The organism is Micromonospora sp. NPDC002717, from assembly GCF_040295705.1.
GTDB lineage: Bacteria > Actinomycetota > Actinomycetes > Mycobacteriales > Micromonosporaceae > Micromonospora.
Window position 1 is genome coordinate 111,237 of record NZ_JBEOVW010000004.1, and the last position, 25,248, is coordinate 136,484.

Annotated in this window: 19 protein-coding genes and 1 pseudogene; 10 read left to right on the plus strand and 10 right to left on the minus strand. The window is 70.6% G+C overall.

Annotated elements, in window-relative coordinates:
• Positions 1-36: 36 nt before the first annotated feature.
• The 4 genes from ABT006_RS08635 to ABT006_RS08650 all read left to right on the plus strand — a co-directional run bounded on the left by ABT006_RS08635 (position 37) and on the right by ABT006_RS08650 (position 3,924).
• Positions 37-450 carry a nuclear transport factor 2 family protein gene (locus tag ABT006_RS08635; protein ID WP_350704324.1) on the plus strand — a complete coding sequence of 138 codons (414 nt, stop codon included), beginning with the start codon at positions 37-39 and terminating at the stop codon, positions 448-450.
• Between the two features lie 621 nt (positions 451-1,071).
• Complete coding sequence (locus tag ABT006_RS08640; RefSeq protein ID WP_350704326.1) at positions 1,072-1,584, plus strand: hypothetical protein; 513 nt, start codon at positions 1,072-1,074, stop codon at positions 1,582-1,584.
• 448 nt (positions 1,585-2,032) lie between these two features.
• Positions 2,033-2,536: a SigE family RNA polymerase sigma factor gene (locus tag ABT006_RS08645; RefSeq protein ID WP_350704328.1), complete on the plus strand. Its 504-nt coding sequence runs from the start codon at positions 2,033-2,035 to the stop codon at positions 2,534-2,536.
• On the plus strand, positions 2,533-3,924 hold the full coding sequence (locus ABT006_RS08650) for a hypothetical protein (RefSeq protein WP_350704330.1): 1,392 nt from the start codon (positions 2,533-2,535) through the stop codon (positions 3,922-3,924). The genes ABT006_RS08645 and ABT006_RS08650 overlap by 4 nt, the downstream gene beginning before the upstream one ends.
• A 435-nt stretch (positions 3,925-4,359) precedes the next feature.
• Here the strand turns inward: ABT006_RS08650 and ABT006_RS08655 are convergent, their stop codons facing one another.
• Positions 4,360-4,548: a DUF7677 family protein gene (locus tag ABT006_RS08655; RefSeq protein WP_350704331.1), complete on the minus strand. Its 189-nt coding sequence runs from the start codon at positions 4,546-4,548 to the stop codon at positions 4,360-4,362.
• A gap of 1,013 nt (positions 4,549-5,561) precedes the next feature.
• Positions 5,562-5,777, minus strand: a complete 216-nt coding sequence (locus ABT006_RS08660) for a hypothetical protein (protein WP_350704333.1) — start codon at positions 5,775-5,777, stop codon at positions 5,562-5,564.
• A gap of 437 nt (positions 5,778-6,214) precedes the next feature.
• Here ABT006_RS08660 and ABT006_RS08665 point away from each other — a divergent pair, with 437 nt between their 5' ends.
• Entirely contained in the window at positions 6,215-6,607 is a 393-nt protein-coding gene (locus ABT006_RS08665; protein WP_350704335.1) for a dihydrofolate reductase family protein, read from the plus strand.
• A 757-nt stretch (positions 6,608-7,364) separates the two neighbouring features.
• Here ABT006_RS08665 and ABT006_RS08670 read toward each other — a convergent pair.
• A complete protein-coding gene (locus ABT006_RS08670; protein WP_350704337.1) occupies positions 7,365-7,676 on the minus strand; it encodes a hypothetical protein in 312 nt (103 codons plus the stop codon).
• Between the two features lie 425 nt (positions 7,677-8,101).
• Here ABT006_RS08670 and ABT006_RS08675 point away from each other — a divergent pair, with 425 nt between their 5' ends.
• Together ABT006_RS08675 and ABT006_RS08680 are read left to right on the plus strand one after the other, a co-directional pair.
• Entirely contained in the window at positions 8,102-8,353 is a 252-nt protein-coding gene (locus tag ABT006_RS08675; protein WP_350704339.1) for a DUF7660 family protein, read from the plus strand.
• Between the two features lie 155 nt (positions 8,354-8,508).
• Positions 8,509-10,295: pseudogene (locus ABT006_RS08680) on the plus strand (glycoside hydrolase family 15 protein).
• Between the two features lie 5 nt (positions 10,296-10,300).
• Here ABT006_RS08680 and ABT006_RS08685 read toward each other — a convergent pair.
• The 6 genes from ABT006_RS08685 to ABT006_RS08710 all read right to left on the minus strand — a co-directional run bounded on the left by ABT006_RS08685 (position 10,301) and on the right by ABT006_RS08710 (position 17,817).
• Complete coding sequence (locus ABT006_RS08685; RefSeq protein WP_350704341.1) at positions 10,301-10,744, minus strand: PPC domain-containing DNA-binding protein; 444 nt, start codon at positions 10,742-10,744, stop codon at positions 10,301-10,303.
• A 135-nt stretch (positions 10,745-10,879) separates the two neighbouring features.
• Positions 10,880-11,959 carry an enolase C-terminal domain-like protein gene (locus ABT006_RS08690; protein ID WP_350704343.1) on the minus strand — a complete coding sequence of 360 codons (1,080 nt, stop codon included), beginning with the start codon at positions 11,957-11,959 and terminating at the stop codon, positions 10,880-10,882.
• A 5-nt stretch (positions 11,960-11,964) separates the two neighbouring features.
• Positions 11,965-15,093, minus strand: a complete 3,129-nt coding sequence (locus tag ABT006_RS08695; protein ID WP_350704345.1) for an FAD-binding and (Fe-S)-binding domain-containing protein — start codon at positions 15,091-15,093, stop codon at positions 11,965-11,967.
• Positions 15,090-16,859, minus strand: a complete 1,770-nt coding sequence (locus tag ABT006_RS08700; protein WP_350704347.1) for a thiamine pyrophosphate-dependent enzyme — start codon at positions 16,857-16,859, stop codon at positions 15,090-15,092. The genes ABT006_RS08695 and ABT006_RS08700 overlap by 4 nt, the downstream gene beginning before the upstream one ends.
• A 224-nt stretch (positions 16,860-17,083) precedes the next feature.
• Positions 17,084-17,263 carry a hypothetical protein gene (locus ABT006_RS08705; protein WP_350704349.1) on the minus strand — a complete coding sequence of 60 codons (180 nt, stop codon included), beginning with the start codon at positions 17,261-17,263 and terminating at the stop codon, positions 17,084-17,086.
• Between the two features lie 113 nt (positions 17,264-17,376).
• Positions 17,377-17,817, minus strand: a complete 441-nt coding sequence (locus ABT006_RS08710) for a phage holin family protein (protein ID WP_350704351.1) — start codon at positions 17,815-17,817, stop codon at positions 17,377-17,379.
• 287 nt (positions 17,818-18,104) lie between these two features.
• Here ABT006_RS08710 and ABT006_RS08715 point away from each other — a divergent pair, with 287 nt between their 5' ends.
• Positions 18,105-19,475 carry a serine hydrolase domain-containing protein gene (locus ABT006_RS08715; protein WP_350704353.1) on the plus strand — a complete coding sequence of 457 codons (1,371 nt, stop codon included), beginning with the start codon at positions 18,105-18,107 and terminating at the stop codon, positions 19,473-19,475.
• A gap of 100 nt (positions 19,476-19,575) precedes the next feature.
• On the opposite strand, the gene metH is transcribed toward ABT006_RS08715, so the two are convergent.
• On the minus strand, positions 19,576-23,091 hold the full coding sequence (gene metH / locus ABT006_RS08720; protein ID WP_350704355.1) for a methionine synthase: 3,516 nt from the start codon (positions 23,089-23,091) through the stop codon (positions 19,576-19,578).
• A 262-nt stretch (positions 23,092-23,353) separates the two neighbouring features.
• On the opposite strand from metH, the gene ABT006_RS08725 reads away from it, so the two are divergent.
• Together ABT006_RS08725 and ABT006_RS08730 are read left to right on the plus strand one after the other, a co-directional pair.
• Positions 23,354-24,223, plus strand: a complete 870-nt coding sequence (locus tag ABT006_RS08725; RefSeq protein WP_350704357.1) for a PAC2 family protein — start codon at positions 23,354-23,356, stop codon at positions 24,221-24,223.
• A 126-nt stretch (positions 24,224-24,349) separates the two neighbouring features.
• Entirely contained in the window at positions 24,350-25,141 is a 792-nt protein-coding gene (locus ABT006_RS08730; RefSeq protein WP_350704359.1) for a GntR family transcriptional regulator, read from the plus strand.
• The last annotated feature ends 107 nt before the right edge of the window (positions 25,142-25,248 follow it).

Sequence of the window (25,248 nt, forward strand, 5' to 3'; positions counted from 1 at the left end):
CTTTAACCACGTCACTCACAGAGGAGTTCCATCCGCATGAGCAACGCGACACCTCCCAGCACGGCCGCCGTCGTCGAATCCTTCTTCGCACGATTCAGCGCCGGTGATGTACCCGGACTCGTCGACCTCTTCGCCGACACATTCGACTTCGCGGTCAACGGGACCCCCAACGTCCCCTGGTCCGGGCAGCGCTCCACCCCGGCCGAGCTGCCGGACTTCTTCGGCTCGTTCGGACGCGTACTCGGACCGGCTCAGGAGTACAACGTCACGGCGACGGTCGTCGACGGGGAGAACGCGGTCGTGCTCGGGCACAACAGGTTCGAGGTCCTCGCCACGGGGAAGACGTTCACCAACCACTTCGCGCTGCACATCGGTGTCAAGAACGGCAAGATCACGACCTATCACATGTACGAAGACACCTATGCGATCGACGCCGCGTTCGCCGCGTGAGCCGCGGACGAGCTGACCACGGTTGAGCCGTGCGGTGATCGGATCGACTGTCCGGATCCCGATCACCGCACGCTGTGCCTCACCACCCGTTGCCGAGCAGCGTGAACCGTGCCGCCGTGCGAATGACGCAGCCTGGCAGCGATCCCGTACACGCTCAAGCAGCAGTACCCGACTCTGTTTGCTCCCTTGCGGCTGGCTCGGTTGCCGCACTTCCCCGCTGTGCAGCCGGCCAGGGCTCTCCCCCATGAAGACCGGCCACCTCGCGTTCCGGGATCCGTGCCACGAGAACAATCGCCCGCTCGGGGTCAGCCGGCGCCCGTCCGAGCACGCGCACTTCGGCCTGCTCGGCAGAGGTTGCGTCAGCCAGGATGGAGAACACGAGGTCGCCGTCCGTCCGGCTGTACCCATCGGCCGCCAACTCGACGACCGCGCCAGAATGCAGCTCAATGACCCAGCGGGTCGGTGGTCCGGCAGCGAACCTCACGGCTCGAAGGCTAACGCCCGGAACAGCTGCGGCGACCGAGGACGGCCGGAGGCGGGCCGCAAGCGCGGCGACCGCCTCTGCCCTGCAAGATCAAGACTGCTGGGTCCTTACCCCTGATGGCTTGGCAGACTGACGGCGTGACCGATGAGCACAGCCAGGACGAACCCGACACTGACCAGCCGCCCCGGACACCAACTCTGAAAATCGCGAGGCAGTTGGCAAGGGAGTTGGTAGGGGTGGCGACTGTGGAGGTCGCCGGCATCAAGGGCGGGATATCGGTCGACGTCACACCATGTAACCGCGATGCTCGCGCCTTCGGATGGGCGGACTTCTCCCATGAACTCATCCTGCAGGTCGGCAACTATGGCGGCCGATGGGAACTGGGAGCCGGCCCCGAAGACGTCGCCCTGCTCGAAGACATCGCTCGCTCAGTGATCGCCGGCAGGGTTCGGGAGGTGTTCGCTCCGGGTCGCTCGGCCATCTCGGTCACGCTCGCCGATGGAGCCGTGGAGACCGAGATCGGAGGCGAAGCGCCGGCCGGTTGCCTGCCGCTACCCTTCTGGCAGCGTTGGTCGCGCGGTATCCAGTACGCCCCGTACCGGTACGACGGTGCGAGCGCCAGTTTGGAAGATCGTTCTCGGCTGTCGTGATCTGTCGGGATCGCCAGCTCGTCTGGGGTTACTGCTGCCCGATCATGACCGCTGCTAACCGTCTGAGACACCCATTACTGGCACGCTGCTGGCAACGACGTCGCGAGGCACGCGGTTGTCCAGCGCCCGAAACAGTTGGACCAATGCCGGGTCGGAGGTCCATGCGCCAGCGATACACGGAATGGAGTACGGCTAACGCCCGTGCTGGGCCTATGACCTGCTGCTATGGGCCAAGTCCAAGACAGGTCATCCAGGATCAGTCCGTGGATAGTCCGTGGCGGTTCGGGCCAACCTTGCTGAGCGGCGAGTATGTGACCAGCGCGGTGGTCAACGTGGACGGCGGTTTCACCGGCTGACCGGCGTCAGGCGCGGCGGTGCGATGTTGTCGCCGTGCCCGGCCTCAACCATCGCGGCGACGGGAGGCGTCTTACCTGGCGAGGGGGTGGGCATGACCAAGACGTTCCACGAGTTCGTGGCACACCGCTCACCAGCGCTGTCCCGGACGGCCTATCTGCTCACCGGTGATCACCAGCTCGCCGAGGATCTGCTGCAGAGCGCGCTGGCCAAGACGTACCAGCACTGGCGACGCATCCGCGACAGCGACCCGGATTCGTACGTGCGGCGGGTGATGTACCACCAGCAAGTCTCCTGGTGGCGGCGCCGCCGCCTCGCCGAACGGCTGGACCCGGAGCCCACCGACCGGCCCGGCGACGACCACTCCGACGCGACGGCCCTGCGGCTCACCCTGGCGGCCGCGCTGCGCCAGCTCACCCCGCGCCAACGCGCCGTGGTCGTGCTGCGGTTCTACGAGGACCTGACCGAGACGCAGGTCGCCGAGGTGCTGGGCTGCTCCGTCGGCACGGTGAAGCGGCACGGCCACGACGCGGTACGCCGGCTGCGTGCCATCGCCCCCGACCTGGTCGACCGTGCAGCGGAGAGGAGCCCGCGATGACCGCCCGACTACGCGAGTCGCTGCACACTGCGGCGGCCGACGTTCCCGCGTACCCGGTCTACGAACGGGCGCTCGCCACCGCCCACCGCTCCCGCCGCCGTACCACGCTCGCGGCCGTGGCGGCGCTGGTGCTGGTCGCGCTGGCCGGGGCGGTGCTGCCGCTGGCGGGTACCCCCGCCGTCGACCCGGCGGCCGGCGCTGAGGCCGCGCTGCCCGACCGGGTCGGCGTGCCGCCCTTCGGCAGCCTGCACGCCACCGATCGACCGCGCCCCGGTCCCGCCTCGGTGATCTTCACCGGTCAGGCCCCGCGCCTGATGTACGGCAACGAGGGCAGCATCATCGCGGTCGTCGGTGCGGACGCCGACCGCTACCGGATCATCAATGGGGAGATCGAGGCGCAAGCCGGTGAGGACACGGTGCTGTCTCCCGACGGTCGCCGGGTCGCCTTCAGATCAGTCGGCTACACACGTCCCCGAGTGGAGATCGTCGACCTGGTGACCGGGCGCAGCCGTACCGTGGCCAGCGGGGTCTCCGGCACCGTCATGGTCGAACCGGCGGGCTGGTCGCCGGACGGGCGCGCGCTGGTCGTCCGAGACACTGTGCCAGCCAACCCGGAACGCAGCGCCTACCGGCAGGTGCTGAGCATCATCTGGCTGGACAGCGACCGCCGGACCCGGCTGGCCGACGATTACGAGGGGAACGGGTCCCCGGTCGCATTCGCCCCGGACGGTGCACGGCTCGCCTTCCAGACCGGGCGGACGGTCTCCGTCGCCGACCTCGACGGCCGGCGGCTCTCCTCGTTCACCCTCGCGCCCGAGACGGAGTTGGCCGGCAAGGGCGCCTGGAGCACCGACGGCCAGGCGCTGACGGTCACCCGGCGGGACGGCGGCAGCTGGAGCCTGCGGCGGATCGACCCGGCCACGGGCAGGGACCTCGGCGCGATGGACACGCCGGCCGTCTCCGGTGTGACCGCCATTCGGCTGCTGGGCTGGGCGGTGGATGGGAGTGCGCGGGTCGTCGCTTACCAACCCGCACCCCACGCTCCCGCCGCGTTCGACGCGCCCCTCGAAATGGATCAGCGACTGGCGTACGGCAACGTCGGCACTGTGCGGGTGCTGGCCCTCGCCCGTGGCGCGGACGCTCCCACCACCCTGCTCACCGCCCCAAAAGACGTCGTCGCGATCGACGTTTCCGACGACGTGATCCGCAGCGGTCTCACCCGTGACGCAAGCCCACCCCACGGGGTGGGCCCGCGATTCTGGTTCTGGACCATCCTCATCACCGTCCTGGTGACCGGCATCGCGGCGTACCGCTGTCGCGAAGGGCTGGCGCTCTGGCTCGACAACCGTGTCAGGCGTGCGCGCGGGCAGGGTGAGGGATCATCGTGATCGCAGAGGCTGGAAGACCGAGTAGCACTTGGCGGATCTTCACCTGGCCGGAAGGCGCTCGCGGATGGACGACCCCCGCCGGGGGGGAAACTGACCTGACGTAGCAGCCGGCGTGATCAAGTGCCGTACCGCGTGGTCAGACGCATCGGTCGTGCCGTCGAGCAAGATCGAGTCGGACCACGCGGTACGGCGTTCGCTGACGAGCCGCTGACTTCCGGCACGACGCGCTGCGGGCGCCCGAGGACGGCCGGAGGCCGCCCGCAGGGCAGCCCGCGAGCGTGGGTAAGCGCCTACCCCTGCCTTGCAAAGATCAAGACTGCTGTCGGCTGGCGTCGGTGGCTGCCGTTGACCTGCTCGCCTTGTCGACTCGCGTCGACCCCTAACTGTCTCCGTCGGTCGGCTTGGCTGTACGGGTGGCTGTACAGCCAAGCCTCGTCACGGCAGTTCTAGCTCCCAAGCCTCGAATGGCGGCTCGACTGTGTACTCCCGGTCGCAGTAGCGGCGGATGTACTGCGCGGCGCGCCACTCGGCATCACCTGCGTTCGTCACCTGGCCGTGCTCGTCGATGTCGAGCACGTTGGAGAAGATCGCCATGACCTGTTCGAGCGTCGAGCCGAACTGCATCTTGGAAGCGACCGCATCAGCGACCTACGCATTACGAGATCAAACTGGCCGCCCCGCCGACCTGGTCGCAGGCGGGGGTGGACTCCGGGTGGGTGGCGCGGCATGATGGTCTAGCAGCGGAAACACCTCTCGGCATCTCACACTGCTCCCCCGCTGTCCACCGACCTCTTGCGGACTAGATGCGGACTGTTACTTGCCACGCCTCGCTCGCGGCATCACGTCCCGTCGCAGGGTCCTCATCAAGGCTGCGTGTCGATTAGTGCCACCACGTGGCATGAGTCGACGGGCGTACAGAGTCGCTAGCCCCACCCATATCCCAGCCACCCCGACAAACACTGTCCCAAACGTGATGGTGATCGGCAGCCAGACCAGCGGTGGCTTCAGGGACCAGAGCGCTATCGCGCCGATGGTCAGACCCATCATGAGCGGCCCGACGAGCAGGCAGCGGTACCCGACGACCAGCAGCCGATATGCTCCCGTCGCCCGGATCCGTTCGACCGCCTTGTCGACCTCTGTCATGTCGGTGATCTTCCCGGATCACCGCAACTGTTCGCCCCCGCTCGTCGTAGCCGCGAGCCTCGTTGTCGGTTGTCAAAGCCTGCGCCTGGCGGCCACGACCGGCCTAGGATTTAGAAGAAGATCAGGGATGGCTGGTCGGGTGGCTTCGCCCCTGGTCAGCCCGTCCGTCGTTGTCGGGCAGCGTCGGCGCTCGCAAGCGGGCTTGGCTGTACGGATGGCTGTACAGCCACACGGTTTAGGAAGTATGGACACGGTCGATAGTCGCGGGGTGTCGACCTGGCTTGACCTGCGCCGCCATGCCGGCCGCCGCGTCCAGGACCTGACCGCCGATGACCCTAGGATCCCGTCCCATCGGGCACACGACGGGCACGCCCCGCACTCCCCTGCATCGCAAAGATCAAGGCCCCGACAAGCGTCGGGAGACCGTGCTGACGGCGCGTCGTTCTCTGGACCTCCGACCCGCCGCGCGCCCGCCCGCCGGCTGAGCGGAGTGGCTAGGCCGTATCCCAGTCGGAGGAAGCCGAGACCTCGTAGGGAATTGTCGCCAAAACCTCGGCAGGTCCCTCCAACTTCCACACCCGGACGCAGCAGCCGCAGCCACCTTCCTCTTCGGCGTAGGTCAGAGCGTCACGGTTGGCGTTCAGCCAAACCTCAGCCGCCTCGACCTCGCTCGTCTTATCCACGGAGGCCGCCATGGTTTGCCGGATCACAGCGAGCACCGTAGCGCACGAGACTGGGTGGACCACGCCGGCTAGAGCCACGCCTCTGGCATGCGGCACCCTCAGTTTGGAAGAGCGTGCTCAAGCGGTCGTGATGCCCGAAACGCCTGCGGGCAGCGGCAGAGCCAGATGCCGCTCGTGCCTCCTCATGACCGCTGGGCACCACGGTTACTGGCCCGTGGATGGCCCGGCCGATTCGATTCCATGCACGGTAGCTCGGCGACCCGAGTACGGGCCGCCGGACAGCGGGACCGTCGCTTGGTCCTAGTGTCCGTGCATGACCCTGACGCAGTATTTCGTCGCCATGAGCATCGATGGGTACATCGCCGAACCCGCCGAACAGCTTGACTGGCTCTCCCAGTTCAGCAATCTGGAGGGGTAAACGGCGGCGCTACGAGCGGTTCTTCGATCAGGTAGGTGCCATCGCGATGGGGGCGCGGTCGTACGAGTTCATCTATCGCCATAACGCCCCTTGGTTCTACGGCGACCGACCTACCTGGGTCTTCACCCATCGCAAACTGCCGCACCACGACGGCGCTGACCTACGCTTCACCGACAGCGACGTAACCGAGGTACACCCGCAGCTGATCGAGGCGGCCAGGGGGAAGAACGTCTGGATCCTCGGCGGTGCCGAGCTTGCGACCCAGTTCGTGCAGGCCGACCTCGTCGACGAGCTTCACATCGGCGTCGCACCAGTCCTGGTCGGCTCCGGCACCCGACTGCTGCACGCAGAGGCGTACACGCCGTGGGCCTTGGCAGAGACCAACCAGTACGAGTCATTCCTTGCGTTGCGCTACGTCGCGCCCGGCCGTGACTCCTGACTGCCCGGGTTCAGCCGGTCGCGCAGTGGTAGGCCACATCTGTTCGGCGTCGAGGAGGACGGCTTGGGCGTCGTCGAGACGGTTCCACGAGCTGTAGGCACGGGCGACTTCGAGGGCGTGTCGTACCCGACGCTCCATCGGTAGGCCGACGGTGTCGACTCGCGGTCCGAGGTCGATGGCGACTTGTAGGTCGCCCAGCTCGGCGGCGGTGGCGACGCGGTGGATGGCGACGTTGGTCGGGCCGAACGCGGTCCAGAGGTGGTTGGCGTCGGCTCCAGGCTGGCCGGCGGCGTGGCCGGGGGCGGCGAGGAAGGTACGGGTGGTGGCAGCATCGTTGGACCGGCGGCGGCCATCGAGCCGGACAGGAACAGGGTGCCGTAGACGGACAGCAACGCTAGCGCGGCGCGCTTGAGGTAGGGCTCAAGGTAGCCGGCAGCGTCTTCGGTAAGGCGTCCTGCTTCTGCACCGCCGCGAGACCGCCGAGCCGCTCGTAGCATCTGCGTCAGGAACGCGACGGCAGCCCGCCCGGTGACCTGGCCGCTGACGAGCGAGCCGAGCTGATCCGCTTGCGGCGTCAGGTCGCGCAGCTGGAACTGGAGAAGGAGATCTTAAAGAGCCGCAGTCTTCTTCGCACGCGAGAGCGGTGAACCGTAATGAGGAGTACCAGTTGGCACCGGTGGAACCGCAAGCCGGCGCACCGTCCAAATTTCGGCAACTCCGCCGACAGCCGCGAGGGCGGACCGACCGGAGTGCTCAATCACGGTCTACGCCGCGCGGAATCCAGCGCTGCCCGACGCACACTGATCTGGATCGCGCAGATACCCCGCTCCGGACCGAGGTAGAAGTGATCGATCTTGATGTCCGTGTCCGCGATGCCAGCGGCCCAGAGATCTCGGCGAGTCGGTCGCGGTGGCAGATCAACGCCAAAGTCAGCCAGGCGCCTCCATGCCTGAGCCACTACGGCGGCCTGGTCCTCGGACCAGGCCAGCGACACCCAGTCTGCGTCGCGCTCCTCCTGCAAACGGAGCCCAGCCTCCGCCAGGCGCTTCTGTTTCCTGCTCTTGCCCACACTGCGACAGTGGCGCACCGAAACAGCCAGGACAAGAAAGATCCCCGCACCGCCAGTTGGAAGATCGTTCTCGGCTGTCGTGAACTGTCCGGATCGCCTGGTCGGCGGCGGTGTCGTGCTGCCCGACCATATCGCTGAAGACCGTCGGGACACTCGCTACTGGCACGTGGCTGGCACGGCTGCGCGGTGGGCGCGCGGCTGCCCGGCTGCGTGCGGCCTACCGCCCCCGGCCTTCGGGTCGGGGCGGCTTGCCATGTCGGCAACTCTCCGCGCCTGGCCCCGGTATCCGGTGGCAAGCCGCGAGTCGGCGCGGCAGCGACCGCCTGCCCTCGGCGGTGCTCCGGGATCCCGTGATCGTCACGGCCTTGCGGGAGGGCCTTGGAGGGCTGCGGCGAACCCCTTTGACGGTAAGCGATCATCCGCTGATGGATCTCAACGACACTGGCGCGGTGACGAGCCGCGAGGATCTGGCGGCCTACGTTCGGGCGCTCGCCGAGGCGTCGGCTACGCCTCCGGACTACTGGGAGAACGTCGACCTGCCCCGGTACCTCGACGCCGCGTCCCGCTGGATCGGCAGCATGGATGGCTGGGCACGCAATCAAGGCCGAGAGTTGCCTGAGCAGCCCACGTGGTCGCTGGTAGCAGACATCCTCAGGGCGGCCTGCGTCTACGAGTAGTCGAAACCGAGACCGAGCCATGCCGCACCCACACGTAGCCATCGACGCAGACCCAGGGCTACCCGCTGCGCGACCGGGTAGTCGGAAGTTGAACGGAGGGGTGTAGGGGCGGGCGGGGCGGGTAGGCCCTGCGACGCAGGTGGGAGGTGCGGGCGGTGCGCGGGGGCGACGATAAGCCGAACGGACCGGAGGCCGCTGCCGATCATGGGCCCCATGTGCTGCGGGAGTACGCGCTGCTCGCCGACGGGCGCCGCGGCGCGCTCGTCGGTCCGGACGGGAACGTGAGCTGGCTCTGCGCCCCGGGCTGGGCCGACCCTCCCCCTCTTCAGCCGGCTCATCGGCGGCCGAGGCGACTACCTCGTGACCCCGGCGAACCCGCGGTTCATCTGGGGAGGGCACTACGAAGCGGCCTCCCTGGTTGGGTGAGCCGCTGGGTGACCACGAACGGGATCATCGAATGCCGCGAGGCGCTCTTTTCCCGGCGAGAAGCATCGGGTGGTACTGCTGCGCCAGATCCGCGCAGTGGACCGGGAGGCGGTCGTCCGGTCCGACTGGATCCTCGGGCCGACTTCGGCCGCGAGCCGATGCGCGACGTACGGCGGGAGGGCCCCACTGGCTGGCCCGCTCGGGCGGCCTGCACCTGCGGCACAGCGGTGGCGAGATGCTCGGCCGGACCGAGGACGGCCCGCTCTGCGGCGAGATCACCGTCCCGGCGGGCGGGCGGCACGATCTGGTGCTGGAGATCGCCACCCACCCGCTCGGCGAGGCGCCGCCCGAGTCCTTCGAGCTGTGGCGGACGGCCGAATACACCTGGCGGCAACTCGCTCCCCCGCTGGCCGGCGGCCCGCCCAGCGGGACGCCGTTTTCGCGTACGTCGTGCTGCGCGGCCTCACCCAGCCCGGCGGGGGGATGGTGGCGGCGGCGACCACGGCACTGCCGGAGCGGGCGCTGGCCGGGCACAACTTCGACTACCGGTACGCCTGGCTGCGGGACCAGACCTTCGCCGGCCGGGCGTCGGCGCTCATCGGCCGGTACGACCTGCTGGACTACGCCGTCGCGTTCCTCACCGAACGTGTGCTGGCCGACGGCGATCGGCTCTCCCCCGCCTACACCGTTGACGGCGACCCGGTGCCGGACCAGGAGGAACTGGGTTACCTGGCCGGATATCCAGGGGCGCCGCCGCGGGTCGGCAACTGGGTCCGCGGCCAGTTCCAGCTCGATGTCCTCGGCGAGACGCTGCTGCTGGCCGTCGCCGGGCGGCACGACCGGCTGGACCAGGCCTCGTGGCAGGCGCTGGAGCTGACGGCCCGGATCACCGGGAAACGCTGGCGCGAGCCGGACTCCGGCATCTGGGAACTGCCGCCCCGCCAGTGGACCCACTCGAAGCTGATCTGTGTGGCCGGGCTGCGCGCGGCGGCCGGGGTCGCGTCGGGCGGACAGGCAGGACGATGGCTGGCCCTGGCCGATGCGATCCTCGCCGACGTGGCAGCCCACGGGCAGCATCCGTCCGGGCGTTGGCAGCGGGCGTACGACGACGGGCGGGTCGACGCCGCGTTGCTCTTCCCCGGCATCCGGGGCGCGGCGCCGGCAGGGGACGCGCGGACCGAGGCCTCCCGGCGGGCGATCCTGGCGGAGCTGGAATGCGACGGATACCTGTACCGGTTCCGCCCCGACAGCCGCCCACTGGGGACGCCGAGGGAGCGTTCCTGCTCTGCGGTTTCGCGGCCGCGATGGCCGCCTGGCAGGCCGGCGACGTCGTGGGGGCGAACCGGTGGTTCGAGCGGAGCCGGGCCGCCTGCGGCCCGGCGGGCCTCTTCACCGAGGAGTACGACGTGCAGCAGCGGCAGTTGCGCGCGAACCTGCCCCAGGCGTTCGTGCACGCGCTGATGTTGGAGACGGCGGTAACCTGGGTCAGGCGGCACCCTGCCCATCGGCCGGCTGAGCGGTCTACCCGCCGCCCGTGCCCGAGATGAGTGCCAGCCCGGTCTCCGGGTCCACCCGCTTGGCCAACTCAGGCGCCACCTCGGAGATCATCACCTCCAGCGTCGGCCACACCCGGCCCCGGAGCAGGTGCCCACCCACGGTGCTGCCGTCGGCGCGGCCGAGCACCGCGTGCACGTGCAGCGCCGGCTCCCCGCCCCGCTCGGCAACGTCGCCGAGCAGGGAGAGCACCTCGACCTGCTCGCGTACCGGGATCGGTCGGTAGTCGCCGGTCTCCCGGTCGAACCACCCGACCTCGGCGTCGGCGAAACCGCCGACGGCGGTCACCCGGGCGGCGTGTATCCGATGCTCGCGCAGCGCCGCCCCCACGGCCTCGACCGCCTCCTCCCCCTTGTCGCAGACGACCACGAGGACCCGTCCGGTCTGGTGGTGCAGCTCGTGCGCCCTCATCGCCGACCGTCCCGCCGCCAGCCGGCCGGCCGGGCGGTCACCGTGCTGCCCCGACCGGTCGGGCGAGCACTGGTGTGCCAGGCCGGCACCGCCGTCGTCGCGTCCATCGCACCCTTTCCTCTCTCCGGCGCAGCCTCAGCCCACCCGGTACCGCTCCGCCTCGGCGGCACGCAGCTCCAGCCCGTGGCCCGGCCGGTCCAGCGGCACCGGGGCGCCGCCTCCCGCCGCGGACACCGCACCGTCGAAGAGCATCGCCTCGATCCGGACGTGGTCGTGGAACCACTCGATGTGGCGCAGGTTCGGCGTCGCTGCCGCCACGGCCAGGTGCTGATGGGGCGCACAGTGCGCGGACACCTCCAGGCCCGAGGCGGCGGCCACCGCCGCCGCCCGAAGGAATTCGCTGATGCCACCGCACCGGGTGACGTCGATCTGCAAGCAGTCGACGTACGGGGCCATCCGATGGAAGTAGACGAGGTCGAAGCCGTACTCCCCCGCCGCGACGTCGGGCAGCACCTGGTCGCGGACCAGCCCGAGGCCGACCAGGTCGTCCGAGCTGACCGGTTCCTCGTACCAGCGCACGTCGAGGTCGGCCGCGGCCCGGGCCATCCGTACCGCCTGCTTGCGCTGGTATCCGCCGTTCGCATCGACGTACAACTCGGCGTCGTCGCCGATGGCGCGTCGGGCGGCCACCATCCGGGCCAGATCCCGCGGCGCGTCGGTGCCCCCGGACTCGCCAATCTTGATCTTGACCCGTGGGATGCCCTCGTCGTGTACCCAGCCGGAGAGCTGCCGGTGCTGCCGCTCGGCGTCGTAGGTGGTGAATCCGCCGCTGCCGTAGACCGGCACCTGCCGACGGGCGGTGCCGAGCAGCCGGGCCAACGGCAGGCCGTGCCGGCGGGCCTTGAGGTCCCAGACCGCGCAGTCGGCTGCGGAGAGCGCCAAGCCGGCGATTCCGGGCCGCCCGGCGTTTCTCAGCCGCCGCCGCATGGCCGACCACGCAGCCGGCACATCGTCCGGGTCGAGTTCGGCCACCACGGGCGCGAGCAGATCCGTGACGGCCGGAACCACCGCTGCGGGCCCGTACGTCCAGCCGGTGCCCACCTGGCCGTCGGCCTCCGCGCGGACCAGCACCATGGTGGTGCTGTCCCAGGCGAAGGTGCCGTCGCCCTCGGGCGCGTCGGTCGGTACCCGGTACGCCGCCGCGCTCAGCCGCACCGCCGTCACCGCCCCCGGCGGCGGCTGGCCAGCGCGGCGACCGGCGCCAGCGCGGCCAGCCCGACGAGGCTGGTGGCGAGCAGGCGGGCAGCCCGGGAGGGCCGCTGCGGGCGTTGCCCCCACCCCTGCTCGGGGCGGGCGGTCACCCGCTCACCACGCAGGCCGGCCCGCAGCAGCTCGGCGAGGTGGATCGCGGAGCGGCCGCCGTTGGCGCTCTGCTCGACCTGCGTACGGCAGCTGAAGCCGTCGGCCAGGATGACGTCCGTGTCGGCGGCGCCCCGGACGGCCGGCAGCAGGACCCGTTCGGCGCAGGCCGCGGAGACCTCGTAGTGCCCCGCCTCGAAGCCGAAGTTGCCAGCCAGCCCGCAGCAGCCCGAGTCGAGGAGTTCGGCCTGGACCCCCGCATCGGTGAGCACCGCCTGGTCCGCGGTGGTGCCGAGGACGGCGTGCTGATGGCAGTGGGTCTGGATCAGTGCGTGCGCGGGCAGCTTCGGCGCCTGCCATCCGGGGCTGTGGTCGTGCAGCAGCTCGGCCAGGGTGACGGTCTGCTGCCGCAGACGGTGCACGTCCTCGTCGTCGGGGAAGAGTTCCCGGGCGTCGCTGCGGAACACCGCGGTGCAGCTCGGTTCCAGCCCCACGATCGGGGTGCCGGCCCGCAGGTGGGGTCGGAGCACCTCCACCGTCCGCCGCAGCACCTTCTTCGCCATGCCGAGCTGTCCGGTGGAGATCCAGGTGAGCCCGCAGCAGACCGGCTGCTCCGGCACCCGGACCCGCCAGCCCGCCGCCTCCAGCACCTCCACGGCCGCCTGGGCGATGCCCGGCTGGAGGTGGTTGGTGAACGTGTCCGGCCAGAGCATCACCTCGCCGCGCCAGCCGTCGCCGGTCGGCCAGCGGTCCGCGAACCAGTGCTGGAAGGTCTCGGCCGCGAAGACCGGGATCTCCCGGCGCTGGTCGATGCCGCCGGCCAGCTTGGCGAGCCGGCTCAGCCCGGGCGCCTGGGCCAGCGCGTTCACCACCCGGGGCGCCCGGGCGGCGACCGTGGCCACCGCCGGCAGCCAGCCCATCGAGTAGTGCGGGCGGGGCCGGAGCCGGCCCTGGTAGTGATGGGACAGGAATTCCGCCTTGTACGTCGCCATGTCCACGTTGACCGGGCAGTCGGACTTGCAGCCCTTGCAGGCCAGGCAGAGGTCGAGCGCGTCGCGGACCGCCTCGGAGCGCCAACCGTCGGAGATGGTGCCGCCGCGGGCGGTGCCGTCGAGCATCTCGAACAGCAGGCGCGCCCGGCCCCGGGTGGAGTGCTCCTCCTCCCGGGTGACCATGTAGGACGGGCACATCACCCCGCCGTGCTCTCGCCGGCACTGGCCGACGCCCACGCAGCGCAGCACCGCCCGGCCGAAACTGCCGTCGTCGTCCGGATAGTGGAAGTGGGTCGCCACCTGGCCGTGGTTGTAGTCGACGCCGAGCCGCAGGTGGCTGTCCAACGGGTAGGAGGCCACCAGCTTGCCCGGGTTCATCCGGTCGTCCGGATCGAAGATCGCCTTGAACTGCCCGAACGCGCTGACAAGCCGGTCGCCGAACATCTTCGGCAGCAGTTCGCCGCGGGACTGCCCGTCGCCGTGCTCTCCGGAGAAGGAGCCCCCGTAGGAGACCACCAGATCCGCGGCACGCTCGACGAACGAGCGGAACTGCCGCACCCCCTCGGCGGTCGTCAGCTTGAACGGGATGCGGGTGTGGACGCAGCCCTGCCCGAAGTGCCCGTAGAGCGAGGCCTTTTCGAAGCCGTACTCGCGGAACAGCGCGTCGAGATCGCGCAGGTAGTCGCCGAGCCGTTCGGGAGCGACGGCCGAGTCCTCCCAGCCCTCCCAGGTGTCGGGTTCACCCGGCACCCGGGCGGTGGCACCGAGTCCGGACTCGCGGACCAGCCACATCTGGCGCTCGTCTGCCTCGTTGTCGTACCGGTGCGCGGTCGGCCCGCCGTCGCGGCACAGGTCGTTGATCATCCGCTCGGCCGCGGCGTCGGCCTCCTCGCGGGTGTCGCCACCGAACTGCACCATCAGCCAGCCGCCGCCCGCGGGCAGCTTGTGCAGCGCCTCCGGGTGCAGGTGCTTACGCTTCTCGAAGTTGATCAGCTTGTCGTCGAGCCCCTCCAACGCGATCGGGTCGTACGGCAGGACCCGCGGCACGTCGTCTCCGGCGGCGGCGATGTCCGGGTACGACAGGAACACCATCGACTTGGCCCGTGTCACCGGCACCAGCATCAAGCGGGCCCGCAGCACGGTGACCAGCGTCCCCTCGGAGCCGACCAACGCCTGTGCGACGTGGAAGTTCTTCTCCGGCAGCAGGCTGTCCAGGTTGTATCCGGAGACCCGGCGCGGGATGCGCGGGTAGCGGGTACGGATGTCGCTCTGGTACTCGTCGCGCAGCGCCCGCAGTTGGCGGTAGATCTCGGCCTGCCGGCCGCCCCGTCGCTCGATCTCGGCGTACTCCTCGTCGCTGGTCTCGCCGACCCACATCCGGGTGCCGTCGTAGAGCAGTACCTCCATCTCGACGAGGTTGTCGACCACCTTGCCGCTGCGCTGCGCGGTGGAGCCGCAGGAGTTGTTGCCGATCATTCCGCCGATGGCGCAGTGGCTGTGGGTGGACGGGCGCGGCCCGAACTCCAGCCCGTGCGGTGCCAGCAACTCGTTGAGCGTGTCGAGCACGATGCCGGGCTCCACCAGGCAGGTGCCGGCCTGCGGGTCGACCTCCAGCAGCCGGTTGCAGTACTTCGACCAGTCGATGACCACCGCCACGTTGGTCACCTGTCCCCCCAGGCTGGTACCGCCGCCCCGGGAGAGCACCGGCGCGCGGTGGCGGCGGCAGACGGCGACCGCGGCCACCGCCGCCTCGACGGTGCGGGGCACCACCAGGCCGAGCGGCACCTGGCGGTAGTTGGAACCACCGGTGGCGTACGCGGCCCGTGCGCCGGCGTCGAAGCGCACCTCCCCGTCCACCTCGGCGCGCAGGTCCGCGGCGAGCGCGGCCAGGTCGACGTCGTACGCCGGCTCGGGCGGCCGCAGGACGGGCCCGGGCAGGGACACCGGCTCCGTGGCCGGAGCTGCCCTCCGTGCCGTGCCGGTGACGCGCCGGGTCATGACCGCAGCTCGTTGATCTTGTCTCGGGCCACGGTGGCGAGGGTCGCGACCTTGTGCGGCTGGCCCCGCAGGAACGCCTCGGTGAAGTGCTTGGCCTGTTCGTACCGGACCTTGCCGGGCATCGGCGGTTCGTCCGGGTTGACGTCACAGTCGACCAGCGCCGGGCCCGGATGGGCCAACGCCCCCCGGATCGCGTCCGGCACCGCCTTCGGGTCGGTGACCTTCACGCCGTACCCACCGCAGGCCCGCGCCCACGCACCGAAGTCGGCCTCGGGCTGCCGGTGCCGCACCGCGTACTCCGGGTAGCCGAGGACGATCTGCTCCCAGAGGATCTGGCCGTACGAGTTGTTGTTGTTGATCACCACCTTGATCGGCAGCTCGTGCCGCACGGCGGTGAGGAACTCGGCCATCAACATGGCGAAGCCGCCGTCGCCGACGAACGCGATGACCTGCCGGCCGGGGAACGCGTGCTGCATGGCGATCGCGTACGGCAGGCCCGGCGCCATGGTGGCCAGATTGCCGGAGAGGTAGAACTCGCGGCCGCCGCGGATGGTCCAGTGCCGCGCCGCCCATGTGGCGATCGTGCCGGAGTCGCAGGTGAGGATGGCGTCCGAGGTGGCGGCCGCGTCGATGCAGCTGATCAGGTACTGCGGGGCGATCGGATCCCGCCCCGGGTCCTGCAGGGCGATCATGTCCGCGCGCCAGGCGTCCCGCGCCCGCTGGTACTTCGTCAGGAAGGACCGGTCCGAGCGGGCCTGGAGCATCGGCAGCAGCTGCTGCAACGCCAGCTTCGCGTCCGCGGTCACCGCCGCCTGCACCGGCAGGCGCAGGCCGATCAGGCTCGCGTCGATGTCGATCTGCACCACCTTGGCCTGCCCCGGCCCGGGCAGGTACTTCCCGTACGGGAAAGAGGTGCCCACCATCAGCAGGGTGTCGCACTCCTCCATCAGCTCCTCGCTCGGCTTCGTGCCGAGCAGGCCGAGGCCGCCGGTGGTGAGCGGATGGTCGTCCGGCACCACCAGCTTGCCGGGCAGGGTCTTGACGATCGGACTGGCCAGTGCCTCAGCCACCGCCAGCACCTCGTCCCGGGCGTGGCGGGCGCCGACGCCCACCAGCATGGCCACCCTCTTCCCGGCGTTGAGCACCTCCGCCGCCCGGGCCAGGTCGACCTGCGCCGGCGCCACCGGCGGCTGCGACACCACGGCGCTGCTCGCCGGTGGCACCCCCGGGCTGACGTGCCGGTAGGGGTCCTCGCCGACGGCGGCGACCTGCACGTCGTTGGGAAAGGTCAGATGGGCGACGCTGCGCCGCGCCAGGGCGTGCCGGATGGCGATGTCGACCACGCCGGGCACCTGCTGGGGGTTGGTGACCATCAGGTTGTACGCCTCCGCCACGTCCTGGAAGAGCAGCGCCGTGTGTACCTCCTGCTGGTAGTGGGAGCCGAGCACCGACGTCTCCTGCATGCCGGTGATGGCGAGCACCGGGACGTGGTCGAGCTTGGCGTCGTAAAGCCCGTTGAGCAGGTGGATGGCGCCCGGCCCGGAGGTGGCGGCGCACACCCCGATCCGGCCGGTGGCCTTGGCGTACCCGGTGGCCATGAAGGCCGCCGCCTCCTCGTGGTGCACCAGCACGAACCGCAGCCTCTCCCGCTGCCGACGAAAGCCCTCCATCAGGCCGTTGATGCCGTCGCCGGGGAGGCCGAAGACGGTGTCGACGCCCCACTCCACCAGTCGTCGGGCAAGGCCTTCGCCTACGATCTCCTGCACGTCACGCCTCCTGAATCCGTACCCCGCGGTCCGGACGGCCACCCGACATCCGATCCGTCGCGAGCTACCCGTGACGATTCGCGGCAAACGTCCGACCTGACGTTTTCGGCAGAGCGGCGGTGACATGCCGGACGGATGCCGCCGGACGAAGACCCGTGGGCGGCGGCCACGGCGGCGAGGTGCGCAGGGTGCAGCTCGGCCAGGGCCGGGCGGCCCGCGACCGCTCAGCCGCGGCGGCGACGCGAGATCAGCAGGCCGAGGACCAGACCCGCCAGGAGCAGCGCGATCTGCTTACCGGAGACCGACGACTTCAGCTGACCAAGTCCTCTCCTGGGGTCGACGAGGGTGCCCGCGGCGTCACCAATCCTTCCGACGATCGCGTCGTCGATCCGACTCCGTCTCATCGCCCACCGTCCATTCCTGTGTGCGGCCCCCGCATCCTGCCGGCGGTACCCGACGCTCCGCCCGGCAAACGAGGTGAGAACCAGCGCCACGGCCGATCCGCTGCGGATCTGGTTCAGCGCCCCAGCTCGTCGCGGGCGGCCGAGGAACCGGCCGGCACCACCCGGCCGGCGGTGCTGGACACCGCGTCGCGTACCTCGTCCGCCAGCCGGGCGGACCTTCCGCCCGCCGCACGCAGCCGATCCAGGCCCGCGGCGCCGAGGAACACGGCAGCGGCCACGTACCCGGCGGTCATCCCGGCAGCCGCCAGCCGTCGCGGCAGGAACGCCTCCAACATGCGCAGCGAGGTCGCCGAGGCCGCCCCGACAGCCAGCACCGCACACCCTCCGGCGGCGGCCAGCAGCACGAAGCCGAACCCGGCCGGGCGGGCGGCGTCCGCGAGCTGGATGCGTACCGCTCGAACCTCCTCGCGTACCACCTCGGCCACGTCCTCCGCCAGGCGGTCGGTGGGACTGGCTGGTCGGCCGCCATCCCCGGGCTGGTTCGCCATGCCCATCGGGCCTCCCCCTCGGCTCGTCTCGGCCCGGTCGGGTACCCCGAAACAGCGCCCCCATTCGCTCCCGTCCCACAGCGGCGGCTGGGGGATCGCGCAGCACGAGCCAGGCGGAGACGGCGGCGTACGACTCACCGCTACGCCGGGAACCGCTCGCGCCGCGTCAGCACCGCGTATCCCGAGACCGCCGCCGGTCCCGGCACCGGCATGGAAGCGGCGGAAGCCCGCGTCGGTGAACGCGTCCGCCATCGCGTTGATCCACCGGGTACGTGTGGCCGAGAATCGGCGCCGTGGAAGACGTGGGTATCTCTCAGGACTGGGTCCCATTGCTGGGCCAACTTGACCGGCATGTGTCTTCCGGGCGGCTCTCGCCGGACACCGCGGCGTTGTCCGATCTGATGAGCATCTATCAGGTGCCGGGGGTCAGCATCGCAGTCGGGCACGTGAGCGGGCGGGTGTGGGCGGCGGGGTATGGCGTCACGGGTGGCGAGACGTCGACGCCGGTGACCGCGGGCACCGCGTTTGCGGCCTGTTCGATCAGTAAGCATGTCGCCGCGTTCGGCGCATTGCTACTGGTCCAGGACGGTGTCCTGGACCTGGAGACCGACATCGGCGAGTACCTCACCTCGTGGCAACTACTCGACCGCGAGGGTCAGCAACCGGGAGTTACGTTACGACAATTGCTGGCGCACACGGCGGGTTTGTCCGACACCTGGTACCGCGGCTATGCCGCTGATCGCGCCCCGTCGCTGTTGCAGGTCCTGGAAGGCAGCGGCTCGACGACTACTCCACCGGTTCGGTCGACCCTGTTGCCGGGTAGCCGCTTCCGGTACTCGGGCAGCCACTACTCCGTGCTCCAGCAGCTGATGGTGGACGCGACCGGAATCCCGTTCGAGGACCTCATGCAAACTCTGGTGCTGGAACCGGTCGCCATGGCCGACAGCAGCTTCGACCAGCAGTTTCCGCACCAGCGACCGCATCTGGTGGCTCGTGGCCATCACGGGGGCGGCACCGGGATTCCCGGCGGTTGGCGAGTGCAGCCGGAGACGGCCGCAGCTGGACTGTGGAGCACCCCGACCGACCTGCTCCTGCTCGACCTCGAGATCGCCCGGGCGGCCTCGGGAGACTCGAAGCTGCTCGACCGCGACCTGGCCACCGAGATGTGGACACCGCAGATTCCTGCCGGCAGCTACGGGCTCGGCACTGAGGTCGACGACCGCGCCGGGCGCCGGCGTGTCGGACACACCGGGTTGAACGTTGGCTATACCTGCTTTTCCTACGTGTGGCCCGACAGCGGCACCGCGGTCGCTGCGATGACCAACTCGGAGGATGGATGGGAGCTGCTGGCCAGCATCCGCGCCGCCGCGGACCGTCAGTACGCCACCAGCATCACAGCCGCGCCGCCCAGTGACGTGACGGGCCGCTACGTCCTACACGACGGTTACCCGATCGACATCGCGGTCACCAACGGCCAACTGACCTTCTCCGCCGCTGACCAGCAACCGGTTGTACTACTGGCAGAACCAGACGGGCGCTACCTACACCCAGGACTCGACCTGGAAGTCCGGTTCCTACAGACCAACAACCAGCCTTACATCCTGGAACTGCGGCAGGAGGGAGTCACGCAAACCGCGACACCATCAACCAGGCAACCCAAATAGCCGAGTATTCACCTGTGCTCGCGGCGGCCAACGATGTGCTGGCCTCTGTTCGTATACGAGTCGCGGATCAACCCCGATCCGTTGCGCTGCCATGCGTGAGTTACTTGGCGTTGAAGTAGCTCGCCTCCGGGTGGTGCACCACGATCGCGTCCGTGGCCTGCTCCGGCATCAGCTGGAACTCCTCCGACAACTGCACACCGATCCGATCCGAGCCCAGCAGCTCCACGATCTTCGCTCGGTCCTCCAGGTCCGGACAGGCCGGGTAGCCGAACGCGTACCGGCAGCCCCGGTAGTCGGTGCGCAGCAGCCCCGCCAGGTCGGCCGGATCGTCGTCGGCCACGGTACGGCCGCCCGGCAGGGTCAACTCGGACCGGATCCGCCGGTGCCAGTACTCCGCCAGGGCCTCGGTGAGCTGCACGGACAGCCCGTGCACCTCCAGGTAGTCGCGGTACTCGTTGCGGGCGAACAGCTTGGCGGCGTACTCGCTGACCGGCTGGCCCACCGTGACCAGCTGCAACGCCACCACGTCCAGCTCGTCGCCGCGCGGGCGGAAGAAGTCGGCCAGACAGAGCCGCCGCTCCTGGCGCTGCCGGGGGAAGGAGAACCGGGCCCGCTCGGCGTGCCCGTTCTCGTCCAGCACCACCAGGTCGTTGCCCTCGGCGTACGCCGGGAAGTAGCCGTACACGACGGCGGCCTCAAGCACCTGGTCGGCGATGAGACGGTCCAGCCAGTAGCGCAGCCGCGGCCGACCCTCGGTCTCCACCAGCTCCTCGTAGGACGGTCCCTTGCCGCCCCGCGCGCCGCGCAGCCCCCACTGCCCGAGGAAGGTGGCCCGCTCGTCGAGCAGCGCCGCGTAGTCCGCGAGCGGCACGCCCTTGACGACCCTGGTGCCCAGGAACGGCGGGGCGGGCACCTCGACGTCGGTGGCCACGTCGGAGCGGACCGAGGCGTCGTCCAGCGCCGGCAGCGCCTCGCTGACGATCGCCCGCTGCCGCTCGCGGCGGGCCCGGCGGGCCGCCAGGGCCGCCTCCCGCTCGGCGTCGATCACGGGCGCCCCACCACGCTTGGCGGTCATCACCCGGTCCATCAGGGACAGCCCCTCGAAGGCGTCCCGGGCGTAGTGCACCTGGCCGGGGAACATCGCCCGCAGGTCGTCCTCGACGTACGCCCGGGTCAGCGCCGCCCCGCCCAGCAGCACCGGCCAGCGCTCCGCGACCCCGCGCGAGGCCATCTCGGCCAGGTTCTCCTTCATGATCACGGTGCTCTTGACCAGCAGGCCGGACATGCCGATGGCGTCGGCCCGGTGCTGCTCGGCGGCCTCCAGGATCGCGTTGATCGGCTGCTTGATGCCGATGTTGACGACCTCGTAACCGTTGTTGGACAGGATGATGTCGACCAGGTTCTTGCCGATGTCGTGCACGTCGCCCCGCACGGTGGCCAGCACGATGCGGCCCTTGCCGCCGTCCTCGGCGGTCTCCATGTGCGGCTCGAGGTACGCCACCGCGGTCTTCATCACCTCGGCGGACTGGAGCACGAACGGCAGCTGCATCTGGCCCGAGCCGAACAACTCGCCGACGACCTTCATGCCGTCGAGCAGGATGTCGTTGATGATGGACAGCGGGCTGCGCCCCTGCGCCATCGCCGCGTCCAGGTCGGCCTCCAGGCCGTTGCGCTCGCCGTCGATGATCCGCCGCTTGAGCCGCTCCTCCAGCGGCAGCGCGGCCAGTTCCTCCGCCCGGCCGGCCCGCGCCGACGCGGCATCCACGCCCTCGAAGATCTCGATGAACTTCTGCACCGGGTCGTTGCCCTCGCGGCGCCGGTCGTAGACGAGGTCCAGCGCCACCTCCCGCTGCTCGTCGGGGATCTTGTTGAACGGCAGGATCTTGCTGGCGTGCACGATGGCGCTGGTCAGGCCCGCCTGGCGGCACTCGTGCAGGAAGACCGAGTTGAGCACCTGCCGGGCGGCCGGGTTGAGCCCGAAGGAGACGTTGGAGATGCCGAGGGTGAAGTTGACGCCCGGCCAGCGGCGGGCGATCTCCCGGATCGCCTCGATCGTCTCGATGCCGTCGCGCCGGGTCTCCTCCTGGCCGGTGGCGATCGGGAAGGTCAGCGCGTCGATCAGGATGTCCGCGCGGTCCATCCCCCACCGCCCCGTGAGGTCCTCGATCAGTCGGCCCGCGACCCGCACCTTCCAGTCGGCGGTCCGCGCCTGCCCCTCCTCGTCGATGAGCAGCGCCACCACGGCGGCTCCGTGCTCCTTGACGATGGGCATCACCCGCGCGTACCGGGATTCGGGGCCGTCCCCGTCCTCGAAGTTGACCGAGTTGACCACGCACCGCCCGCCGAGCATCTCCAGCCCCGCCTCGATCACCGCCGGCTCGGTCGAGTCCAGCATGATCGGCAGGGTGGAGGCGGTGGCGAAGCGGCCGGCGAGTTCCCGCATGTCCTGCGTGCCGTCGCGGCCGACGTAGTCGACGCACAGGTCCAGCAGGTGCGAGCCGTCGCGCGCCTGGCCACGGGCGATCTCCACGCAGGCCCGCCAGTCGCCGGCGAGCATGGCCTCGCGGAACGCCTTGGAGCCGTTGGCGTTGGTCCGCTCCCCCACCATCAGCAGGGAGGCGTCCTGAGCGAACGGCACCGGGTGGTAGACCGACGAGACCCCCGCCTCGTGCCGCGCCTCGCGGGGTACGGGGCTCGTGCCGTGCAGGCGCTCGGCCAGGACCCGGATGTGCTCGGGGGTGGTGCCGCAGCAGCCGCCGACCAGCGAGACGCCGTGTTCGGTGACGAACCGCTCCAGGGCGTCGGCCAGCTCCACCGGGGTCAGCGGGAAGTATGCCCCGTCCGCGGTCAGCACCGGCAGGCCCGCGTTCGGCATCACCGACAGCGGGATCCGGGAGTGCTGGGAGAGGTAGCGCACGTGCTCGCCCATCTCGGCCGGCCCGGTCGAGCAGTTCAGCCCGATCAGGTCGACCCCCAACGGCTCGATGGCCGCCAGCGCCGCCCCGATCTCGCTGCCCACCAGCATGGTGCCGGTGGTCTCCACGGCGACGTGGCAGATGATCGGGACCGTCCGGCCGAGCCGGGCCATCGCCCGCTTCGAGCCGACCACCGCGGCCTTGACCTGGAGCAGGTCCTGGCAGGTCTCCACGATCAGCGCGTCCGAACCGCCGTCGATCAGGCCCTCGGCGTTCTCCTGGTAGGCGTCGCGCAGGGTCGCGTAGGCGGCGTGCCCGAGGGTGGGCAGCTTGGTGCCCGGGCCGATCGAGCCGAGCACGAACCGGGGCCGCTCCGGCGTGGCGTACGCGTCGGCGGCCGCCCGGGCGATCCGCGCCCCCGCCTCGGAGAGCTCGCGGATGCGGTGCGGGATGTCGTACTCGCCGAGGTTGGCCAGGTTGGCCCCGAAGGTGTTGGTCTCGACGCAGTCCGCGCCGGCGGCCAGGTACGCCTCGTGCACCCCGCGGACCACGTCCGGCCTGGTGACGTTGAGGATCTCGTTGCAGCCCTCGTAGCCCTCGAAGTCGTCGAGGGTGAGGTCAGCCGCCTGCAGCATCGTGCCCATGGCGCCGTCGGCGATGAGGATCCGGTCTGCCAGCACGTCGAGCAATGAGGTCCGCACGGGGTTCAGGTTAGTGCCGCCGCGACCCGATGGGCTCCCCCGTGCCTGTCTTCCCACATTCTGTCAGCGGGATCACGCCGTCCGGTTCATCGCGCTATGACCGGCCGACGTCGGGCCCGACCGGCGCGGCCGACGGGCCGCTTCCCGCGCCGGGACGTAGGCTGACGGACGTGAAGGACTACAGCGACAGCACCACGCCCGGCGGGCGGGCGACCGGGTACGGTCCCGGCACCGCCCCCGACGAGCAGGGTGAGGTGACGGCGTGACCGAGTTCGACGGACTGCCGGTGCTGCGGTCCCCCGTGGCGATCGCCGCGTTCGAGGGTTGGAACGACGCCGCCGACGCGTCCACCGCCGCCGTGGAGCACCTGGAGCAGGTGTGGCAGGCCCGCCAGGTCACCGAGCTCGACCCGGAGGACTTCTACGACTTCCAGGTCAGCCGCCCCACCATCACGATGGCCGAGGGCGAGACCCGCCGGGTGGAGTGGCCCACCACGCGCTTCATGGTGGCCAGCCCCGAGGGCACCGAACGGGACGTGGTGCTGATCCGGGGCATCGAGCCGAGCATGCGGTGGCGCACCTTCTGCGAGCAGGTGCTGGAGATCTGCCACAGCCTGGAGGTCGAGCGCGTGGTCGTGCTCGGCGCCCTGCTGGCCGACGTGCCGTACACCCGGCCGCTGCCGATCAGCGGCAGCGCCTCCGACGCGGAGGCCGCGCAGCGCTACCAGCTCACCCCCACCCGCTACGACGGCCCGACCGGGATCGTGGGCGTGCTGCACGACGCCTGCAACCGCGCCGAGGTCGACGCGGTGTCGTTCTGGGTGCACGTGCCGCACTACGCCAACAACCCGCCCTGCCCGAAGGCCACCCTGGCCCTGCTGCACCGGGTCGAGGAGGTGCTCGACCTGCCGGTGCCGATGGCCGACCTCGCCGAGGAGGCCGCCGAGTGGGAGCAGCGGGTGCGCAGCGCCGCCGAGCAGGACGCCGAGCTCGGCGACTACGTGCGCGAGTTGGAGGAACGCGTCGGCGACGCGGGCATCACCCCGCTGACGGGCGACGAGATCGCCCAGGAGTTCGAGAAGTACCTGCGCCGCCGTGGCGGCTCCGCCGGCCCGACCGCCGGCTCCTGGTAGCGCCTCTCCCCTGCCCGCCCCGGGCCCCGGACGCGTGTCGTCCGGGGCCCTTTCCGCGTGTCCGGGGTGGCGCCGTCACCACCTCTACGGCATCCTAGGAACCTAGCTGTGATCGAGGAGGCGGGCATGCAGATCAATCCGGGGGCGGCCGAGTTCCCGCACCGACAGATCGCCGCGCAGCTCAAGGCGCAGATCCGCCGCGGCGACTGGGGGCCCGGCGAGCGGCTGCCGTCCATCCCGGCGATCGCCGAGATGTTCGGCGTGGCAAAGCAGACCGTGCAGCGGGCCGTCGACCAGCTGCGGGTCGAGGGCATCCTGATCACCAAGCCCGGCTCCGGGACGTACGTCCGGGGCACGCGGCGGCGGCTCAACCGGCTCTCCCGGGGCCGGTACGGCGGCTTCCGCGGCTACCACACCGACCTGGCCGCCCGGTACCGGCAGCAGCTCGTCTCGGTCGGCCGGGCCCCCGCCCCGCCCGAGGTGGCCGACGCGTTCGGCGTGGCCGACGGCACCGAGCTGCTCTGCCGGCGCCACCTCGTCCGCACCGAGGACTCGCCGGTCGAGGTGGGCGCCTCGTGGTTCCTGCCCGCCGACACCGCCGGCACGTCCCTGGAGCGCGCCGAGGCGTTCGGCCGGCCGCTCTACCAGGAGGCCGAGGATGCCACCGGCCGGCGGTACGTCTCGGCCACCGACACGATCAGTGCCCGCCAGCCCAGCCGGGAGGAGGCGGAGATCCTCCAGATCCGTCCCGACACCCCGGTGCTGCACCTGCTGCACGTCGCGTACGACGGCCACCGCAAGCCGATCGAGGTCGCCCAGGCGACCTGGCCCGGCCCGGTCACCACGCTGACCGAGGAGTACAAGGTCCCCTCCCCCGCCCCGGACCCGGACCCCGACCCGGGGCTGGTCCTGGGCTGACGCCGCCCCTCCTGCCCCTCCCGACCGCGCTCGTGCGCCTGCCGCCCGGCGAAGGCGGACACACGCCGCGCGCCAAGGCCGACAGTGCAAGATCGCGGTCGGGACCG

Bases quoted from the DNA above. Each gene is read 5' to 3' on its own strand.
- ABT006_RS08635 (WP_350704324.1), top strand. From the start codon at position 37: ATGAGCAACGCGACACCTCCCAGCACGGCCGCCGTCGTCGAATCCTTC.
- ABT006_RS08645 (WP_350704328.1), top strand. From the start codon at position 2,033: ATGACCAAGACGTTCCACGAGTTCGTGGCACACCGCTCACCAGCGCTG.
- ABT006_RS08650 (WP_350704330.1), top strand. From the start codon at position 2,533: ATGACCGCCCGACTACGCGAGTCGCTGCACACTGCGGCGGCCGACGTT.
- ABT006_RS08655 (WP_350704331.1), bottom strand. From the start codon at position 4,548: ATGCAGTTCGGCTCGACGCTCGAACAGGTCATGGCGATCTTCTCCAAC.
- ABT006_RS08665 (WP_350704335.1), top strand. From the start codon at position 6,215: ATGGGGGCGCGGTCGTACGAGTTCATCTATCGCCATAACGCCCCTTGG.
- ABT006_RS08675 (WP_350704339.1), top strand. From the start codon at position 8,102: ATGGATCTCAACGACACTGGCGCGGTGACGAGCCGCGAGGATCTGGCG.
- ABT006_RS08685 (WP_350704341.1), bottom strand. From the start codon at position 10,744: ATGAGGGCGCACGAGCTGCACCACCAGACCGGACGGGTCCTCGTGGTC.
- ABT006_RS08695 (WP_350704345.1), bottom strand. From the start codon at position 15,093: ATGACCCGGCGCGTCACCGGCACGGCACGGAGGGCAGCTCCGGCCACG.
- ABT006_RS08705 (WP_350704349.1), bottom strand. From the start codon at position 17,263: ATGAGACGGAGTCGGATCGACGACGCGATCGTCGGAAGGATTGGTGAC.
- ABT006_RS08710 (WP_350704351.1), bottom strand. From the start codon at position 17,817: ATGGGCATGGCGAACCAGCCCGGGGATGGCGGCCGACCAGCCAGTCCC.
- ABT006_RS08730 (WP_350704359.1), top strand. From the start codon at position 24,350: ATGCAGATCAATCCGGGGGCGGCCGAGTTCCCGCACCGACAGATCGCC.